This window comes from Glutamicibacter sp. MCAF14, from assembly GCF_052114325.1.
In the GTDB taxonomy this organism is placed as follows: domain Bacteria; phylum Actinomycetota; class Actinomycetes; order Actinomycetales; family Micrococcaceae; genus Glutamicibacter; species Glutamicibacter arilaitensis.
Genome location: NZ_JBFREO010000008.1, coordinates 58,961 through 77,983 on the forward strand (window position 1 = coordinate 58,961; position 19,023 = coordinate 77,983).

14 protein-coding genes are annotated in these 19,023 nt (G+C 60.4%); 10 read left to right on the top strand and 4 right to left on the bottom strand.

What is annotated here, in order from left to right; translation table 11 throughout:
* Positions 1-51 precede the first annotated feature (51 nt).
* Together AB4Y71_RS15485 and AB4Y71_RS15490 are read right to left on the bottom strand one after the other, a co-directional pair.
* Entirely contained in the window at positions 52-1,812 is a 1,761-nt protein-coding gene (locus AB4Y71_RS15485) for an amino acid ABC transporter ATP-binding/permease protein (protein ID WP_441721722.1), read from the bottom strand.
* Positions 1,812-3,551 carry an ABC transporter ATP-binding protein/permease gene (locus AB4Y71_RS15490; RefSeq protein WP_441721725.1) on the bottom strand — a complete coding sequence of 580 codons (1,740 nt, stop codon included), beginning with the start codon at positions 3,549-3,551 and terminating at the stop codon, positions 1,812-1,814. The genes AB4Y71_RS15485 and AB4Y71_RS15490 overlap by 1 nt, the downstream gene beginning before the upstream one ends.
* A 118-nt stretch (positions 3,552-3,669) precedes the next feature.
* Here AB4Y71_RS15490 and AB4Y71_RS15495 point away from each other — a divergent pair, with 118 nt between their 5' ends.
* Both AB4Y71_RS15495 and AB4Y71_RS15500 read left to right on the top strand, forming a co-directional pair.
* On the top strand, positions 3,670-4,656 hold the full coding sequence (locus AB4Y71_RS15495; protein WP_441721728.1) for an acyl-CoA thioesterase: 987 nt from the start codon (positions 3,670-3,672) through the stop codon (positions 4,654-4,656).
* Positions 4,653-5,261 carry a phosphoribosylanthranilate isomerase gene (locus AB4Y71_RS15500; protein WP_417367031.1) on the top strand — a complete coding sequence of 203 codons (609 nt, stop codon included), beginning with the start codon at positions 4,653-4,655 and terminating at the stop codon, positions 5,259-5,261. The genes AB4Y71_RS15495 and AB4Y71_RS15500 overlap by 4 nt, the downstream gene beginning before the upstream one ends.
* Positions 5,262-5,365: 104 nt before the next feature.
* Here AB4Y71_RS15500 and AB4Y71_RS15505 read toward each other — a convergent pair whose 3' ends face one another.
* Positions 5,366-5,917: an acyl-CoA thioesterase gene (locus AB4Y71_RS15505; protein WP_134779535.1), complete on the bottom strand. Its 552-nt coding sequence runs from the start codon at positions 5,915-5,917 to the stop codon at positions 5,366-5,368.
* 150 nt (positions 5,918-6,067) lie between these two features.
* Here AB4Y71_RS15505 and AB4Y71_RS15510 point away from each other — a divergent pair, with 150 nt between their 5' ends.
* The 5 genes from AB4Y71_RS15510 to AB4Y71_RS15530 all read left to right on the top strand — a co-directional run bounded on the left by AB4Y71_RS15510 (position 6,068) and on the right by AB4Y71_RS15530 (position 10,891).
* Positions 6,068-7,438, top strand: a complete 1,371-nt coding sequence (locus AB4Y71_RS15510) for a sensor histidine kinase (RefSeq protein WP_013350012.1) — start codon at positions 6,068-6,070, stop codon at positions 7,436-7,438.
* Complete coding sequence (locus AB4Y71_RS15515; protein ID WP_013350013.1) at positions 7,435-8,100, top strand: response regulator; 666 nt, start codon at positions 7,435-7,437, stop codon at positions 8,098-8,100. Before AB4Y71_RS15510 ends, AB4Y71_RS15515 begins: the two co-directional genes overlap by 4 nt.
* 126 nt (positions 8,101-8,226) lie before the next feature.
* Positions 8,227-9,063 (top strand): ABC transporter ATP-binding protein, encoded by an 837-nt coding sequence (locus tag AB4Y71_RS15520; protein ID WP_322786086.1) that lies wholly within the window; start codon positions 8,227-8,229, stop codon positions 9,061-9,063.
* Positions 9,060-10,232 carry an ABC transporter permease gene (locus tag AB4Y71_RS15525; RefSeq protein ID WP_134779533.1) on the top strand — a complete coding sequence of 391 codons (1,173 nt, stop codon included), beginning with the start codon at positions 9,060-9,062 and terminating at the stop codon, positions 10,230-10,232. Before AB4Y71_RS15520 ends, AB4Y71_RS15525 begins: the two co-directional genes overlap by 4 nt.
* Before the next feature lie 59 nt (positions 10,233-10,291).
* Positions 10,292-10,891 carry a hypothetical protein gene (locus AB4Y71_RS15530; protein WP_441721733.1) on the top strand — a complete coding sequence of 200 codons (600 nt, stop codon included), beginning with the start codon at positions 10,292-10,294 and terminating at the stop codon, positions 10,889-10,891.
* 76 nt (positions 10,892-10,967) lie between these two features.
* Here the strand turns inward: AB4Y71_RS15530 and AB4Y71_RS15535 are convergent, their stop codons facing one another.
* Positions 10,968-14,486 (bottom strand): bifunctional proline dehydrogenase/L-glutamate gamma-semialdehyde dehydrogenase, encoded by a 3,519-nt coding sequence (locus tag AB4Y71_RS15535; RefSeq protein WP_441721736.1) that lies wholly within the window; start codon positions 14,484-14,486, stop codon positions 10,968-10,970.
* A 235-nt stretch (positions 14,487-14,721) separates the two neighbouring features.
* Between AB4Y71_RS15535 and AB4Y71_RS15540 the strand changes: the two genes are divergently transcribed.
* The 3 genes from AB4Y71_RS15540 to AB4Y71_RS15550 all read left to right on the top strand — a co-directional run bounded on the left by AB4Y71_RS15540 (position 14,722) and on the right by AB4Y71_RS15550 (position 18,901).
* On the top strand, positions 14,722-15,696 hold the full coding sequence (locus tag AB4Y71_RS15540; RefSeq protein ID WP_417367022.1) for a LysR family transcriptional regulator: 975 nt from the start codon (positions 14,722-14,724) through the stop codon (positions 15,694-15,696).
* Between the two features lie 123 nt (positions 15,697-15,819).
* Positions 15,820-17,325: a sodium/proline symporter PutP gene (putP, locus tag AB4Y71_RS15545; protein WP_441721740.1), complete on the top strand. Its 1,506-nt coding sequence runs from the start codon at positions 15,820-15,822 to the stop codon at positions 17,323-17,325.
* A 172-nt stretch (positions 17,326-17,497) separates the two neighbouring features.
* Entirely contained in the window at positions 17,498-18,901 is a 1,404-nt protein-coding gene (locus AB4Y71_RS15550) for an epimerase (protein WP_441688066.1), read from the top strand.
* The last annotated feature ends 122 nt before the right edge of the window (positions 18,902-19,023 follow it).

Here is a 19,023-nt window from a genome sequence, read left to right on the forward strand (position 1 = left end):
CCTAGTACTTGCCAGTTCACTTGTCAGGTTAATCACGCTTGCGCCGGTGGCTTAGCCTGGGAGAATCCGGTCCGCTTCACGCACGGCCATGCGTGAGAACAAGGAATCCTCATCGCGCAGCAACGCTTGCGCCGCTCCGCGTTCAACGACCTTTCCTTCGTGCATCACCAGGATTTCCTGCGCCTGTTCAAGGATCGACAGCCGGTGGCTGATCATCAGCACCGCCATCCCTTCCCTGCGTCGGGCAGCCACTGCTTGAAGGACCAGCTGTTCGCTGCGCGCATCCAGGGCACTGGTGGATTCATCAAGGATCAATACCGCGGGGTTGCGCAGCAGGGCTCGGGCTAGGGCCAGACGTTGGCGCTGACCTCCTGAAAGCCTGGTGAATCGATCTCCCAAGCGGGTCTGCAGACCTTGCTTCTGCTTGCGCAGCCACGCTCCGAGTCCCAGTTCTTCCAGGACTTCTTCCATCGCTTCATCGCTGATGCCTTCGGCGCCTAACAGGAGGTTCTCGCGCAGCGTGCCGCGGACCATTACCGCTTCTTGGGGTACCAGGGATATTCGGCGGCGCAGTTCTTCCAGGCTCGCATCGACCAGCGGAACCTGCCCGAAGGTTGCGGTACCAGAGGCTGGGACCGAGCGCACCAGCGCCGCGGCAACCGATGACTTGCCGGATCCGCTTTCGCCCACCAAGGCCAGCAAGGATCCTGGTTCTAGTTCAAAGCAGACGTCTTGGACCACCAGCTGGTTTCCATAGTTGACCTCAAGGTCAGCCACGCGCAGGGTTCCGCTGATTGGCAGCGGGAGCGGGTTGGCCGATTCGCTCACCGGGTGCTTTTGGATCGCGGTGGCATATAGTCGGCGAGCGCTGGCCAATGAATCTTGCAACCCGATGATGAAGCCATCCACCGCACGCATCGCTTCATAGGAGGGGATCAATGCGCAGCAAAGTATGATCAAGGCACCGAACTGCTGCGCGGTTCCAAGCACGACAAAGAGCGCAATCAAGCTGCCCCAGAGCACCAGCTGCGTCAGTGCGGCCCGGATGGCGCTGAGCTTTCCGGTGGCCAGTCCGGCACTCCTGGCGTGCTGCAGGCTGTGCTGCATGTCTTCGATGACTGGTTTGCCGGCATTGAATCCGTGGATCACGTCGATGCCGCCCAAGACATCGGCGAGCATCTGATTCTGGGTTCCCCGCGCCTTGGCTGCGTCCCTTGCGCTGCGGCGCAGCGTGCCAACGCCCAAGGCGGGAATGACCAAGCCAATGAGCACATAGCCGGCGAGCATCACCACTGCAGGTTGAATACCGAATACGGCCCATGTGCCCCAGGTTGCCAAGCCGCTGAGCACTACCGCGGCCACAGCCGGTGGCAGGGTGTGTGCGAAGAACACCTCCACCTTGTCAATGTCGCTGGTTGCCTTGGCAAGCATTCCGCCGGAGTTCTTGCTGTCGGCGGCAAAGGGCGCTTGGCGTTCGAAAGCCTCATACATGCGGTTGCGCAACCGTGCCAGGGAAAGGAACGCCACCCGATGTCCGATATATTGCTCCAAGTAGCGCACTACTCCCTTGAGCAGTCCAAGGAAGATAATCAGGGCCACCAGCACACCCCAGCTAAGGCCGGCTAGCAGTTCTGCCTGGTCCACCTGCAAGACCTTGAGAAGTCCTATGCCGGCAACCAGATAGATCCCCAAGGATGCGATGCGGGTGGCGCAGGCCAAGATGCAGGCCAGCAAGAGAGGCGGGAGCAGATCTTTGGTGCTGCCGATCAGCCAGTTGACCGTTTTAAGGGTGGAAATTTTCTGCGTTGGCATTAGTTCTCCTCCCCTGGCTGTGCCGGGCTGCTGGTGTGCAGCGCAGCAGTGCGCTGGCGAAATCCATCCATGGCTTCTTTCAGATAGCCCTCGGCAGCCAAAAGTTCTTCTCGGTCTCCGGCCTGGATCAGCTGCCCCTGATCCATGACCAGCACGTAGTCATAGTCCGCCAGCAGCCCCAGCCGGTGGGTGACAGTGATGACCGTGGTGCTGCGGTTGATCGCACGCAAGGTTTGGAGCACTTCCTCTTCGGTCTGCACGTCCAAGGCGCTGGTGGGCTCATCGAGCAGCAGGATTGGACGCTGCGCCAGCAGGGCCCGGGCCAGGGAGATGCGTTGGGCTTGGCCGCCAGATACGCGGGCCCCGCTTTCGCCCAGGCGTTCATCCAATCCCCCGGGCTGTTGTGCCAGCCAGGATCCCATGCCGACTTCCTGCAGCGCTTCGATGAGGTCTTCATCGCCAGCCTTGGGCGCACCCAGCAAGAGGTTCTCACGCAGGCTCAGCCCGAAGAGAGTTGCCTGCTGCTCCACTACGGCTGTATTGGCCTTCAAGGTTGCCGAACCCATGGCTTGGCGCGCATCGCGGATGCTACCGCCTGTGGCTTCGAGCTGGCCTTGCAGCACACGCAGCAAGGTGGTCTTGCCGCTGCCCGAGGGGCCGATAATGGCTGTGCGCGAACCTGCGGGGAAATGCCAGGTGACCCCGGATAGCGCATGGTGTTCGTTGTCGTAGCTGGCGCTGACCTTGTCCAGGATCAAGTCGCGGTGGCGCAAGTCCACGTGCAGCGGGTTGGCCATGGAGCGGTGCATCGGAATTTCGGCGATTTCTGCCAATTTCTTCTCGGCGGCCTTGCCGGTCATCCCGATGTAGAAGAAGCTGCCGACATAGTTCACCGGGGCGAGCATCAAGAAGCTCAGAATCACCAGGGACATCGCAGCGCCCGGGGTGATGGCTCCGGTGCCGGCTCGCCACCAGGCCAGCAGAGCGGCGCTGGAAAGCAGCAACACAGCGAAACTGGAATCGATGACCAGCAGAATCAGTTGATTGCGGGCCAGCAGCTTCATCACTTGCTGGCGTACTCTTTCGGTTGCTTGCCTGACGCGCTTGCCCATCCACTGGCTGCCGCCGTTGAGCTTGAGCATGCCCAATGAGCGCAGCGCATCAAGGAAGGTCGCCGACAAGATGCCTTGCGCTCGACGGTACTCACCGTTGGAGGAGCCAAAGCGCTGTTGGAATCCGAGCACAATGACCGGTACCAGAACGGTAGGGATCAGCATCAGAAGTGCACTGAGCGGATCAATTGCAAAGGCAATGAAGCACAGGATCAGCACCGGGGTGGCTACCGCGGAGACCGCTGGCCCAATGAAGCTGGACCGGTACTTCACAGAACGTTCCACCGAGTCCATGGCGGCGTGCACCAGCTCGCCTTCCCCGGCGTTGCGTACCGCCAGCGGACCGATGGAAAGATAGTGCTTGAGCAGCTTCGTGCGATGGTGCTCGGTGAGTTCTTGGGTGTGGTGCGAGATCACGACTGGGATCAAGAAAGTCGCGACGGTAGTGATCAGCAGCTCGCCGAAGGCACTGAAATACCATGGGGCGCCCAACCGGCGTCCGGCCATCAGCTCATCGAGCCCTTCGCCGAGCACGATCACCAGTCCGGCGGTTCCCGCCGCGGCAATCAGGCTCAGCGCTACCACAATGGCTGTTGAAGCCGAGAAAATTCCAAAGACCCTACGCACCCTCCTATCCTAGGCCAGAGCCTCCGACCAGCCCCTAGCCATGGTCGCTTCGTGGCGCCGGCGCCCTGGATGCGTCACACATTGCCCGTGACGAGCCATATACGCGAAACTGGAGTGCATGAGCACTCCGGAGCTAAAACAACGTCCACATTCTGTGACCCTGCGATTCCTGGCCGCACCGACCGACGTCGATGTCACCGGGATAGTTCCGGCAGGCAGCGTCCTGGAATGGGTTGATAAGGCCGCCTACGCTGCGGCAGTGGGATGGTCCTCCAGCTATTGCGTGACCGCCTACGTGGGGAACATCCACTTCGAAGACCCGATCCACTCCGGCGATCTGGTGGAGGTCACCGCTTCGGTGGTGTACACCGGAACGAGCTCCATGCACATCCACACCGAAGTCTCCTTCAGTGATCCGCGCGAATTGCGCCCGGTGAAATCCAGCAGCTGCCTGGTGATTTTCGTGGCCGTCGACGAAGACGGCAAGCCAACCCCGGTTCCACCCTTCACCCCGGGCACGGCCAAGGAAATCACCATGCGTGAGAACGCGCTGGCACGCATTGAAATCCGCGAGCAGATTGTCGCGTCCATGAATGACCAGGTATACACCGATGAGGGTACTGCCGAACGCGTGACCCTGCGCTTTCTAGCTGCTCCGACCGATGTGAACTGGGGTGGCAAGGTCCACGGCGGCATCGTGATGAAGTGGATCGATGATGCCGCTGAACTTTGCGCGGCCCGCTACTGCCAGCAGGAAACCGTAGCGGTGTTTTCCGGCGGCGTGCGGTTCTACCGCCCATTGCTGATCGGCCATCTGGTGGAGGTCGAAGCCCGCCTGGTGTACACCGGAAACAAGGGGATGCACGTTGCCGTGCATGTGCGTTCGGGCGATCCGAAAACCGGCGAGATGCAGCTGACGACATACTGCCTGACGGTGATGGTGACCCGCGATGAAACCGGTACCGCGGTTCCGGTCAAGCCGTGGATTCCGGTCAGCGCGGAAGACAAGCGCCTCTGGCAGCATGCCCGCGATCTGTTGGCCATCCGCGCCAACGCTCCCGGCGGCTATACCCCGATTCATATGGCCAAGGAGAGCGCCAAGTGAGTGCATCCAAGCCCTTCGTCAAGGTGTGCGGGCTGTCCACCGCACAAGATGTCCAGGTTGCCGTAGCCCATGGCGCTGACGCGATCGGGTTCGTGCTGACTTCCAGCGTGCGTGAGATTTCCCCGCAGCAGGCCGCCGAATTAGTGAAGGCTATTGATGAAGCCATCGCCACGGTTGCGGTGTTCCGCAGTGAGGATATCCAAACGGTCCTTCAGCGTGCGACGCAGGCTGGCGTGAGCTGGGTGCAGCTGCATGGGCAGCGTACCCAAGCTGATGTAGCTACCGCCCATGAGGCCGGGTTCAAGGTCATCCGTGCGGTGCGGCGCAACGACTCGCAGGAGCAGTTTGCCGATTGGGGCGAAGACCTGCTGCTCATCGATGCGTCAGTTCCCGGCAGTGGCGAAAGCTGGGACTATGCGGCGGTGAAGGATCTGGCCGCTGGCCGGCACTGGTTGGTGGCCGGTGGGCTCTCGCCACAAAACGTGGTGGAAGCAGTGGATACTGCGGGCGCGTGGGGCGCAGATGTTTCTTCTGGCGTGGAATCTTCTCGCGGAATCAAGGATCCGAAGCTGATCGCCGAATTCATTGACGCACTCAAGGCCTAGAAAGTTCCAGTCGTCCGGCACGCCAAGGCTCTGCCCGGCTGTCACAGGACAAAGCGCGGATCAGCACGCCATTATTCGGCATGCTGATCCGCGCTTGGAATGATTCAGCGGATCCAATTGTGCGGGGCAGGCTTGCGGGTGCTGGGCAACGCACCGTCTTCGCGCCACTGGTGCAGCCATTCGGGCAGCACCATGTCGGCTGGAAGCTCCAAGCCAACCGCGGCCAGGATTTCTTCATTCGACACCGCACCCTTTTTCGAGGTCATGCGGGTGGCGATATAGGCGCGAGCGTAAATCTCGCCCTTCACGACAATGCGCTGTTCGAAGAAGATGCACTTGTCATCCATGCCGATCAGCCGGGTCTCTTGGGAGAACTTGGTTCCCAGCCGGACGGACTTGCGGAACGTGATGGTCTCGGTCTGCACCACCGGGACCCATTTGTTCTTGGACATGATGTCCCAGACACCGGAGCGGAACATCAAGTCAAAGCGTCCGAGATCAAAAATGGAGAAGTACATGCCGTTGTTGATGTGACCGGCAAAGTCGATATCGGTCAGCGTGGCGCGCATCTTCACTGAGCTGATATCAAACATGGACAGCTTGGAAGCTTTCTTGCTGTTCAGGTAAACCATGAGGATTCGGAAAATCATGTGCATACCATCACATTACTGCTAAGTAACCTATATGCCTAGTTCCCCCACTTCTTATCTCAACGTTTGGCGTAAGCCTTCAGGCTCATGCTTTGAAAACCACGAAACGGTAATGTCAGAGGCTAGGTATGACCCACAAATTGATCAAGGAACATCATGCGTCGACTCCCTGAACTAGTACACCGGCGCTTGCCCTCGCTGCCTCCGGTGGATTGGGAACGCCCCTCTCCAGACAAGAAGGGCTTGCGCCGCGATATCTACGTTGCGCTGGGCTTCCTGGCTCTGGCACTCATTATGCACGAGCTGTCCATGTCCTTGACCGAGCGGAAAGACGCGCCTGACCGGATTCTTGCGTATCTCGTGCTGTCCGCGTTAGTCCTGCCGTTGATGTTCCGCCGACGCTGGCCCATCACGATGATGCTCATCGGTTCGGCGGCCTTTGTGAGTGCTGGCAGCGAAAGCACCTATCGGGTAGGCATGGAGCTGTGCGCCCAGCTTGCCTACTTCATCGGGATCTACACGGCCGTCACCTGGTCCAAGAATCGCCGCGGCCTGTGGACGGCCATGAGCGTCGTGCTGCTGTTCATGGCCACATGGGTCATTGCCTCCTTCTTCGCTTCAGACCTTTTCGAGGCCGCGGGCACCTCGATGGTCAAGGATCCAGCAGGGGTGTTGCCGGCCAGCTCTGCGTTCATCCTCTACAACCTGCTGATGAACCTGATGTACTTCGGCGGCGCGATCTTCTTAGGCATGGTCAGCTGGACCAATGCCTATGGCACGCAAATCATGAAGGTCCAGGCCCAGCGCATTGCCGACCAGGCTCAGCAGCTGGCTGACCGCGCGGTCAATGAGGAACGGCTGCGCATCGCCCGCGAACTGCACGATGTAATTGCCCACCACATTGCTTCGGTGGGCGTCCAAGCTTCCGCGGCTCGCATGGTCCATGACCGCGATCCGGCGCAATCCATCGAGCTGATGCGCGGAATTGAAGACTCGGCGCGCAGTGCTGTGGGTGAAACACGCGCCCTGCTGGGCGTATTACGTGAACATGACGGTCCCGAGTCAGCTGCGGATTCTTCCGGCGGATCACGCAACCCAGAACCTTCCATGGCACAGCTTGAAGAGCTGCTTGCCGCCAACAAGCGCCAAGGACTAAGCGTCCAGCTTTCTACCGATGAACATCAGCCCGGCTTCATCGATACCTTGCCAGCTGGCTTATCACTGGCGCTCTACCGCATCTGTGGCGAGGCTCTGGCCAATGTCCGTGCGCATTCCACTGCCCGCACAGCCGTGCTGTCACTGCGTTCGGGAACCGGACATGACGGCACTTGGGTTGAAGTCGAGGTCACCGATAGTGGACGCCCGCGACCTGATTCCGGTGGCGGAGGATTTGGCCTGCGCGGTATACGCGAACGCGCCAACCTGCATCACGGCGTCGTCGAAATCGGTCCCCGCGTGCCTCACGGATGGCGTACCCGCGCACGTCTGCGCGTGGTCTCCGATGCGGCAACTAAGCTGGTCTCATGACCAAAATTACCGTGGTGATCTGCGACGATCAGCCTTTGATCCTCTCCTCATTGAAGTTGATCTTGGAGACTGATCCGCACATCCACGTCATCGGCACCGCTTCAAATGGCCAGGCGGGCCTAGAGATGGTTCGCGAGCTGAACCCCACGGTGGCACTGATGGATATCCAGATGCCGCAAATGGACGGCATCGAAGCAACCAAGCTCATTGCCAGCACCACGCAGACCAAGGTCATTGTGCTGACCACCTTCAACCGCGACGACTACCTCTTCGACGCCATGGATGCCGGCGCCAGCGGATTCCTGCTGAAAAATGCGGAACCGGAATTGCTGGCCACCGCAGTGCATCAGGTCGCAGCCGGCAACGGGCTGCTCTCCCCCGAAGTCACGCTCAAACTCATCCAGCGCAATACCGGTGCCGCGCAAAGCACTCCCTCAGCTGCCGCCACCGCCGAAGCCCAGCTGCTTGAGGCCCTGACCGAACGCGAACGGCAGGTACTGGGCGAACTGGCCACCGGCAAGAACAACCAGGAAATCGCCGCAGTGCTGGGCTTATCCGAAGCCACGGTGAAAACCCACCTGTCCAACCTGTTGGCCAAGCTGCACCTGCGTGACCGGGTACAGGGCGTTCTCTTTGCCCACCGTGCCGGACTCATCCAATAGTTTCAGCCTTCAGGCGGAGCACAGCCGAAGCAACTTTTCCTATGCTGATAAGCAGAAAGAAATACTTCAGCAGAGGAAATCATGCTTGAGCTACACCATATATCACGGTCATTTGCAGAACATTTGGTGCTCGACGACATCAGCTTCACTGTCCCTAGCGGGGCGCTGACCGGTTTTGTCGGTGCCAACGGTGCCGGCAAAACCACCACCATGCGCATCATCATGGGTCTGCTCAGCGCAAATTCCGGCTCGATTACGCTCAACGGCCAGCGCCTGGAGTCAGATACCCGGCCGAACTTCGGATACATGCCCGAAGAGCGCGGCCTGTATCCCAAGCAGCCGGTGATCGACCAGCTGATCTATCTCGGACAACTGCATGGCCTGACCCGTTCGGGCGCACGCAAGCGGTCCATGGAATTACTGGCCCGCTTCGGGCTGGATGGCCGCGCCAAATCCAAGCTCGAGTCCCTATCATTGGGTAACCAGCAGCGCGTTCAGGTCACGGCTTCCTTGCTGCATGAACCCGATGTGCTGATCCTCGACGAACCGTTCAGCGGCCTCGACCCGATCGCGGTAGATGCGATGAGCTCAATCTTGCGCGATTACGCAGCACGTGGGGTTCCGGTGCTTTTCTCTTCGCATCAGCTGGACCTGCTCGATGTGTTGGTGGATCATCTGGTGATCATCCAGAACGGCAAAATTCTTGCCAATTCGCCAGCTGATCAGCTTCGTAGAACCCAGGCTTCACGACACCGCCTGTCCTTGGGATCCGACACTGGGTGGCTGCGCGATGAGCCCGGGGTCAGCGTGATTGATATTTCGGGCCCGGACGCGCTAGTGAGTTTCGAAACCGAAACTGATGCGCAGCGCGTGCTCGCCACTGCCCTCAGCCGTGGTCCTGTCGCGGAGTTCGCGGTCCACCGCCCGTCGCTGGCTGACATCTACCGGGAGATCATCAAGTGAATACTTCTACAGCCCCTTGGCTCATCGTTGCGCTACGCGAGGTTGAGACCAAGCTGCGCGATAAAGCCTTCATCATCAGCACCATCGTCACGGTCCTGTTCATCATTGGTTCCGTTGTTGTCACGAGCTTCTTCGCCACCCGCACTGCGCACTTCTCGGTGGCAGCCACCGATGCGACCAGTTACAAGGTAATGGAACAAGCCCGGGAAGACCTGCCCGACAATCTAGAGCTGACGATTTCAAGGCTCGACTCCGGCCAGGCCAAGCAGGAACTTGCAGAAGAGCGGCTGGATGCGTCCCTATCCAGTTCGGATGATGCGCAGGAATTCACGCTCACCGGTTTCAACGAGGTGGACCAGGAGCTAGGTTCCTTGGTGCGCGAATCGATGAAAACCGTGATGGCTGATCAGCTGCTGGCCCGGGCCGGACTTGATGCAACCAGCCTTCCAAGCAATGACAATCTGGTGCTGGACCAGCTTCATGGCGACACCGAACAGGCCGCGATGGTCCGCGTCATGGCCTTGGTCTTCTCATTCCTCTTCTACATGGCGGCGTTCCTCTTTGGCATGCCCATTGCCAACTCGGTGATTGAGGAAAAGCAGAACCGTGTAGTCGAGATCCTGGCCAGCGCAATCCGCTTGCGCGAGCTGCTGGCAGGGAAAATCATTGGAAATGTCATTCTTGCAATGATCCAGCTGTTGGCATTCTTGAGCATCGGACTGCTCGCTGCCTACCTCTCCCCAATCCAAATACCATTCCTTGGCATTGTCACCCAGGTCGCTGGTTGGTTCGTGGTGTTCTTCTTTGGCGGCTTCTTGCTCCTCGCCGGGGTTTGGGCCACCTTGGGCTCGCTGGCTACCCGCACCGAGGATTTGCAGCAGTCCAGCGGCCCAGTGGTAGGGCTCTTGATGGCTGTCTTGTTCATTGGCATGTACGCCAAGGGCAGCTTCTTGGTAGTCGCCTCATACATCCCCATTGTCTCTTCGGCAGCGATGCCTATCCGGTTGCTATCCGGCGAGGTAGCGATCTGGGAGCCGATACTTTCCTTGGCGATCCTCTTGGCTTCATGCTGGGCGATGCTGCTGTTCGCAGAGAAGATCTACCGACGGGCAGTGATGCACACCGGTGGCGCGCTCACGCTGCGCAAGGCGCTGAAACTAGAGATCTAAGCGTGATTGCGCAGATCAGGGAAACGAATTGCACAGCTAGCATCACTAGACTTGGCCAAGTGAACGAAGAAAAACCCCTGTTGCAGCTGCCTGCCCGCCTGATCATTGTTTGGCTGGTGCTGACCATCGGCATCACCGGATCCACACTGATTACCACCGCCGACTTTGTCACCGGAGGAAGCCTGCTCTCCCTGGTCGCGCTGTGGGTGGTCCGGCTCGTGGCCATTGGAAGCTTCTGGTTGTTCGAAGCCCGCAAGGACACCAAGATCTTCGCCATGCTGCTGGTCTTGCTCTCACTGGTCCTGGACATCCTGCTCAAGCTGCCGGTGCTGGACACCGTGGAGTACGGCGATTGGTTCTTGGTCTCAGGACTGGATCTGACCGGGATGTACACCGGCTACTTCACGGTGTGGGGCCTGCTATTGCCAGTGCTTTCTCTGGCTGGCTGGTTTGTGCTGCGTCCACGCAAGCTTGCGGGCTGGCTCGTCGGGCTTGGCTCGGCGCTGGGCATGGGATTTGTGACCCTGTCGGTAGCCGGTTCGGCTAGCGGTTCGATGATCCTCTTCACCCTGGTGACCTTGGCCCGCTATATCCTTCCAGCCATCCTTTCTGCCGCTGCTGATGCAGTGGTTATCAAGCTCAAGGCCGGTAAGAAGTAACAGAATTAAAGAACAAAAGGCAGTGGCCAGCATCCAAAAATATGGATGCTGGCCACTGCCTTTTACGACTGGCTGATTAGATCAGGTCGTCGGTGAGGTGATTCGGAGTACCGAAGCGGTGTGCGGTGATCGAGACTGCCTGTTCGTGCAGGAACGGAAGCAGTTCAACCCGGCCGGCTGCGGTCACCGGCGAAGCGTAGATGGCTACATCCGGCTTGCCGTTGGTCGCCTCGGCAACTGCCTTCAATGATCCGCCGATCAGGCGGATGCGGGCAGCTGATTCTGGTCCGGTCTTAGCTGCCAGCTTCGCTGCACGGGCAGCGAATGCATCAGCGTCTTCTCGCACCACGGTCACCGAGTTCTCGGCCAACAGGTTGCGTACGCCCAAAGGCAGCTGCACATCTGCGGAGAAGATGACACGCGAGCCTGCGGTCACACCGGCGGCCACGACGCGCAGCGCCTCGGCCAGGCCGTGGCCGCTGGTGGCTTCTTCGAAGCGCACGGTGACATCAACTGCACGGTAGCGGAAAATGTTGCGTTCTGCCTTCAGGCCCGAGCGGTCCTTGGCCTGGTTGAACTCGGTGTTCCACCACAGCTTGTCGCTTGCCAGGGCTGCGCCGAGCCATTCAGTCTGCTCGCCATCCAGCTGTGCGGTGTTCAGCAAACGCTCGTCGAAGGTCGAGAGCGCTGCGCCCTGCTTAGCCGGGGCATCGGTCCAGGAGCCCATGCCGATCAGGTAGTTCGGGCCGCCGGCCTTGGTGCCTGCACCAATGGCCGACTTCTTCCACCCGCCAAATGGCTGGCGCTGAACGATGGCACCGGTGATGCCGCGGTTCACGTAGATGTTGCCGGCCTGGATGTTTTCCATCCAGTACGACAGCTCGTCCTTGTCCAAGGAGTGCAGGCCCGAGGTTAGACCGTAGTCCACCTCGTTGACGATCTCTACCGCTTCTTCCAGGGTTTTTGCGGTCATTACGCCCAGGATCGGGCCGAAGTATTCGGTCTTGTGGTATTCGCTGCCGCGCTGCACGCCGTAGCGCACGCCTGGCGAATACAGCTTGCCCGAGTCATCGAGCTGCTGTGGCTCGATGGCCCAGGTTTCGCCGGCACCCAGGGTGGTCAGGCCGCGCTTGAGCTTTTCGCCTGGCTGGCCGATCAATGGGCCCATCTGCGATTCAGGGTTCCACGGGTAGCCGACCTTCAGCGACTTCACCGCGTCGATCAGCTGGCTGTGGAAGCGGCGGGATTCTGCCACCGAGCCCACCAGCACGACCAGCGAGGACGCCGAGCACTTCTGGCCAGCGTGGCCGAAGGCGGACTGCACGACGTCGCGGGCAGCCAGGTCAAGGTCAGCGTGCGGGCTGACGATGGTGGCGTTCTTGCCCGAGGTCTCGGCCAGCAGCGGCAGGTCCTTGCGGAAGGAGCGGAACAGTTCAGCGGTCTCGTAGCCGCCGGTGAGGATCAGGCGGTCAACGCGCTCGTCGGAAACCAGCTGCTGGCCCAGGGAACGGTCGCCCACGAAGACCAGCTGCAGTACGTCCTTAGGTACCCCGGCATCCCACAGGCACTGCACCATGACCGAACCCACGCGGGCGGCCTGGGAGGCAGGCTTGATGATCACCGAGGAACCGGCGGCCAGTGCCGAGAGCGTGGAACCGGCAGGGATGGCCATTGGGAAGTTCCATGGCGGGGTCACCACGGTCAGCTTCGATGGAACGAACTTCGCACCATCTACGGCATCCAGTTCGCGGCCCAGTTCTGCGTAGTAGTGCGCAAAGTCGATGGCTTCGGAAATTTCCACGTCGCCCTGGTCAATGGTCTTGCCGCATTCGGAGCCCAGGACCTCAAGCAAGGTGGCGCGGCGCTCTTCGAAGAGCAGGCCGGCGCGGTGCAGGATCTCCGCGCGCTTGGCCGAGCCCAGTGCCTGCCAGGATGCGGAGGCATCCACGCCCATGGCGATGGATTCATCGAGTTCACCGGCGCTGTTCAAGGTGTTGTTCTTGACCAGTTCCTTGCCCAATGGCGAGTGTTCCATCTTGGACAGGATTTCCCGTCCCCACGCACGGTTCTGCTCCAGATCCGGATCGGTATCCGGGGTGTTGAAGAAGTTGGTGGAGCCGTCGGCGAATCCTGCAACGCGTTCGGTGAGCGCCGGGTCCTGGACCTGGCGGTTCTGCACGCGGTGCGGCACCGGGATGGTGTTATCCAGGGATTCCAGCGAGGCCAGGAAGCGGTTCTTCTCGCGTTCGAACAGCTGCTCGTTCTTGGACAGCTCGAAGACAGCGGACATGAAGTTTTCCTGGCTGGCGCCTTCTTCCAGGCGGCGGATCAGGTAGGCGATGGCCACGTCGAATTCTGCCGGGTGCACCACTGGGGTGTAGAGCAGCAGCGAGCCGACGTCCTTGCGCACCGCTTCGGCCTGGCCGGTAGCCATGCCCAGCAGCATTTCGAATTCGATGCCGTCGGTGACCTTGCGGGCCTTGGCCAGCAGCCAGGCCAGTGCCACATCGAAGAGGTTGTGGCCGGCGATGCCGATGCGCACGTTCTTCACGTGGTCTGGGCGCAGCGCGTAGTCCAGTACGGACTTGTAGCTGGTGTCCGAATCCTGCTTGGTGTGCCAGGTAGCCAGTGGCCAGCCGTGGATGTCGGCTTCCATGATTTCCATCGGCAGGTTGGCGCCCTTGACCACGCGCACCTTGATTGGTGCGCCGCCTGCTGCCACGCGGGCCGCGGAGAATTCCTGAAGCTCGATCATGGCCGACAGGGCATCTGGCAGGTAAGCCTGCAGCACGATGCCTGCTGGCAGGTCCTTGAATTCATCAATGGACAGGATCTTGGTGAAGACCGCGATGGTCAGCTCCAGGTCCTTGTATTCTTCCATGTCCAGGTTGATGAACTTCTTCTTGGGGCTGCGTGCGGCCTTTTCGTAGAGCGGGCGCAGCTTCTCTACGATGTTCTCCACTGCTTCGTCGAAGGCCCAGTGGTTGTGCGGAGCGACGGTGGAAGAAACCTTGATGGACACGTAGTCCACGTCATCGCGATCCAGCAGCTTCGCGGTGCCTTCCAGGCGGCGTTCTGCTTCCTTTTCACCCAGGATGGCTTCGCCGAGCAGGTTGACGTTCAGGTTAACGCCATCGCGCTTGATCTTCGAGATAGCTGAGCCCAGCTTGGTCGGCGAGGCGTCGATGATCAGGTGCCCCACCATTTCGCGCAGAACCTTGCGGGCAATGGGCACGACGACCTGCGGAAGCACAGGGGCCATGGTTCCGCCAAGGCCCACGGCCTTTCGCATGTACCAAGGAAGGAAGCCTGGCACCTTGGGGGCAAGCTTCTTCAGGTTGATCGCTGCGACGCGCAGGTCTTCGGGGCGGATGACTTCGTCGACGAAGCCGACGGCAAAGTCCAGTCCCTTGGGGTCCTTGAGCAGGCCGGCCAGGCGGGCGGCGGCAGCATCCACAGGATAGTCTGCGGCCTCGGTAAGCCAGCGGCGGACCAGCTGGATGACATCCTCTGCGAGGTCCGCCGGAGCGGTGAGCGGGTTGCCCTCAGCATCCAGTGCTGCGGGAACTACGTGCTGTGTGGAGAGAGAAGACACTAATGGGTCCCTTCGATGCTATTCGTAACTTGTGGTTCGGCACCGAACGCTGATGTCGTTATGGCTAATCTAGTTGTCTTCTGTGGTCAGTCAACCGCTAGTAAAAGCTGTGTGCAAGATCGAGTATGAACCTATATTGTCTTAAGCAAAAGTGAACAAAACCGAAGTAGATCGTTCGGTTTTGCCGATGTATTTGCACTGCGTAAATACCCATTAACTGAACGGCGGAAAACCCGTGCTTGAGTTGAGACGATTGCGTTTACTACGCGAACTGAATATCCGCGGAACCATCGCTGAAGTAGCCGATGCACTGAGCTATTCACCCTCATCCGTTTCCCAGCAGCTAAGCCAGCTGGAATCCGAAACCGGAGTGGAGCTGCTTCGGCGTACCGGACGCACCTTGAAACTGACCCCGCAGGCCCAGATTCTGGTTGCCCACACCGAAGAGCTGCTCGATTCCATGGAACGCGCCGAAGCGGATCTGGCCGCCACCATGTCAACGGTCTCCGGAACCGTGCGACTAGCAGTTTTCCAGACCGCCATGCTGGCCCTGATGCCGCCGGTACTGCGCGAGCTGCGCGAAGAATATCCGGCGCTGAGGGTGGAGATGAGCCAGCAGGAACCGGCCGATGCGCTGAACGAAACCAGCAGCCGAACCTTCGATCTGGTCGTCGCAGAACAATATTCGGGGCATTCTGCACCACATTACGGAAACCTTGATCGACGTGTTCTGACTCACGATCCGATCCGCTTGGCCTTGCCAGCACGAGGCGCCGAGGGGAACGCTGGATTCGACCGGGTGCGCAACTTGGAACATGCCAAGTCCTTGCCCTGGGTAGTGGAGCCAGAAGGGGCCGCCAGCAGGCACTGGGCACTGCAGGCTTGCCGACTGGCCGGCTTCGAGCCGGACCTCCGTTATGAAACCGCGGATTTGCAGGCTCACGTGCAGTTAGTCGCTTCAGGCAACGCCGTGGCAATGCTTCCAGAGCTAGTGCTGCGCGACCACCGGGACAGCTTGCGCACGGTGGATCTTCCAGGCGCTCCCAAGCGCACAATTTTCACCGCCATGAGGCATTCTTCTCTCCAGTCCCCCGCCATCCGCGCGGTGCGCAAATCACTGCACGCGCAGCCCGGAATGAGTGACGCAAGCAACTTGGCGATTTTGGCTACACCGGCAGACTTCGATACGGTCGAGTACGTAACGAAATGATCACAGACCAAAAGGCACGTGCGACAAACCGCGCAATTAGTGCCATAGTGGTGACTCGCACCACATAAATCCGCGCCTCGGTTGATTCTTCGGAGTCCCAGGCACAAACGGTAATGAGGAAAAATGTCCGACCAGACTTTCCAGATGATTGCGATTGCAATTTATATGGCTGCGATGCTTGGCATCGGCTATATCGCATATCGCCGCACCAACAATATTGACGACTACATGTTGGCCGACCGTGGCCTGAAGCCATGGGTCGCCGCGCTTTCGGCCGGCGCCTCCGATATGTCCGGCTGGCTGCTGATGGGCCTGCCTGGCGCTATCTACCTCGGCGGCATGCACGAATCGTGGATCGGCATCGGCCTGCTGGTCGGCGCCTGGCTGAACTGGAAGTTCGTCGCTCCACGACTGCGCTCCTACACTGCGATCTCGCAGAACGCCATCACCATCCCGAGCTACTTCGAGAAGCGCCTGAAAGATTCCAAGCACCTGCTGCGCATCGCTTGCGCAGTGATCATCTTGGTCTTCTTCACCTTCTATGTCTCCTCGGGCATGGTTGCCGCTGGCAAGTTCTTCGAGGCTTCCTTCGGCTGGCAGTACCTGGCCGGCATGGGCTTCGTTGCCGTCATCACCTTGCTCTACACCCTGTTCGGCGGATTCCTCGGAGCTTCGCTGACCGACATGGTCCAGGGCGTGCTGATGGTCATTGCACTGATCGCCGTGCCGATCGTCGCAGTCATCCGCATCGGCGATCCTTCCACCCTGGCTACCCGCATCACCGATGTGAACCCGGAAGCATTCAACCTGTTCTCCTCATTCACTGAAAACGGTGCAGGCGTTGCCCTGCTGGCCATCATCTCGGCTGCCGCCTGGGGCCTGGGCTACTTTGGCCAGCCGCACATCATCGTGCGCTTCATGGCGCTGCGCACCCCTGGCGAAGCCAAGGTTGCCCGCCGCATCGGCGTGGGCTGGATGCTGGTTTCGACCATCGGTGCGGTTTTGACCGCTCTGATCGGTATCGCCTACTTCGCTGACGAGCCATTGGATAAGGCAAGCAGCGAGACCGTCTTCCTGCTGCTGAGCCAGGTCTTCTTCCACCCGCTGATCGCCGGTTTGGTACTGGCCGCGGTGCTGGCAGCCATCATGTCCACCATGTCTTCGCAGCTGATCGTTTGCTCTTCGGCACTGGTGGAGGACCTCTACAACATCACCGGACGCAAGGCTTCGCCAAAGGCCCTGGTCATGCTCGGCCGTGCCGGCGTGCTGCTGGTCGCAATCGTCGCCGCACTGCTGGCACTGAACCCGAACTCCTCGATCCTGGATCTGGTGGCGTTCGCGTGGGCCGGCTTCGGCGCAGCCTTCGGTCCGATCGTGCTGCTGTCCCTGTACTGGCGCAAGCTGACCGCCGTTGGCGGTTTCGCCGGCATGGTCTCCGGCGCTGTCGTCGTCTTCATCTGGGGCAACATCGATGCCCTGACCGGTTCGATGTACGAGATCGTTCCAGGCTTCATCGTGGCACTGGTTGTCGCAATCGTGGTTTCCAAGGCGACCCACCGCCTGAACCCGACCATCGACGCCGAGTTCTCCGAAATGGAAGCAGAAGTTGGTTCCAAGGTAACCGCCTAGGTCCCCGCTTCAGCCAAAGCTCCCTTGATCCGCACGGATCAGGGGAGCTTTCCCTTTTCCACCACAGATGTAACAGTTCGGTGTGAGCACCGATGTCGTGACTGCAGTACACAGCCAGGCGCAGTAGCCTTGAGCTATGCCGCGGACCCGAGCTGGAAGGAATTCCCTCAAGATGAGCACCCAGAATAAATTCACGCACTGGCAGCGCACCGAATCCCAGTTCCTCGCCGCAGACCCCAAGGCGGTCTACTCCATCGTCGGCAACTTGTCGCAGACCGGTGAATGGATGAAGAGCTTCGATGGCTTCGTGGTGCACGATGACCAGCGAGGGGTGGGCACCAAGGTGGATCTGCTGCCGCCGGGCAAGCTCTTCGGGGCCCTGCACCGCAACACGGCGCCCTCTGGGTCCATCACCCGCCGCAACCAGGCCACCCGCATGGTCGAATTCACCCAGCCGCAGCCAGCCGGTGAAATGGTTCTGCGCTGGCAGGTCGATGAGCACCAGCAAGGCTCGCTGCTGCACTTCACCGTAGAGCTGCACGGGCCAGGTACCGCCGCGTTCAAGTTCACTGTGGCCAATGCCCTGTGCAAGGACTTCGCGCTGGCAGCCGCCCGGCTCTACAAGATCATCGCTCCCACCGCCCACCACAAGCGCGATGCCCATGTGGTCATTTCCGGCGGGCGCGGCTTCCTGGGCCGCAATCTGGTGGCGGACCTGGTCTGCCGCGGCATTTCGGTCGCAGTGCTCACCCGCTCCCCCGAAACGGATTTCCCGGCGGAACAGTTCTCCTGGGACGGCGTGCATCAGGGCCCATGGGCTAGCGCACTGGCCAGCGAACACCCGGTACACCTGATCAACCTGGCCGGTGAACGCGTGGACAAGCGCAACACCCCGGAGAATATCGCCGCGCTCACCGATTCGCGCGTGACCTCCACCCAGACCTTGGCAGAAGCCGCGGCCGGCGCCCCGCAACTGGCGACCTGGATCCAGGCCAGCACCACCGCGATCTTCGGCGATGCCGGCGAAGCGGAACTGACCGAATCCAGCCCGATCCCCACCGACCACCGGGCCCTGCCCGAAATGACCGGTGTGGCCGCCGCCTGGGAGCAGGCCTTCACCGAAGCCGAGGTCAACGCCGCACAGCGCTACCTGCTGCGCACCTCGCTGGTCATGCACCCGGATGCTCCGCTGCTCGGACCACTGAACCTACTGGTGAATACCGGCATGGGCGGCGCGATGGGTGATGGCAAGCAATGGTTCAGCTGGATCGGCTTGGAAGACTGGCTGCGCCTGGTCCGCTGCCTGCTGGGCTTCGAAGAGCCGAAAATTCCTGCAGGGCTGGTGCACGCGACCAGCCCGAACCCGTTGCGCAACTCCGAGGTCATGTCGGCGCTGCGTTCCATCGCCGGGCTGCCAGGTCTGCCCACCGGTTCGGTCCTGCCCAAGATCGGTGCCGCCTTCATGGGTTCCAATGCCCGTGTTGCGTTGACCGGCCGGAAGGTCACCAGCCAGGTGCTGGAGCAGGCCGGATTTGAATTCCATGAGGTGGATTTCGCCTCCACGGTCTCCAGCTAGCGGTACTTACAACGCAACAGTCGGTAACCTTTGATTTACCTTGAATCCCAGACCCCGTCGTTTATGCCACGTCACAGGCATATGCGGCGGGGCCAGGTGCAATGTTCACCGTGCATTAATCG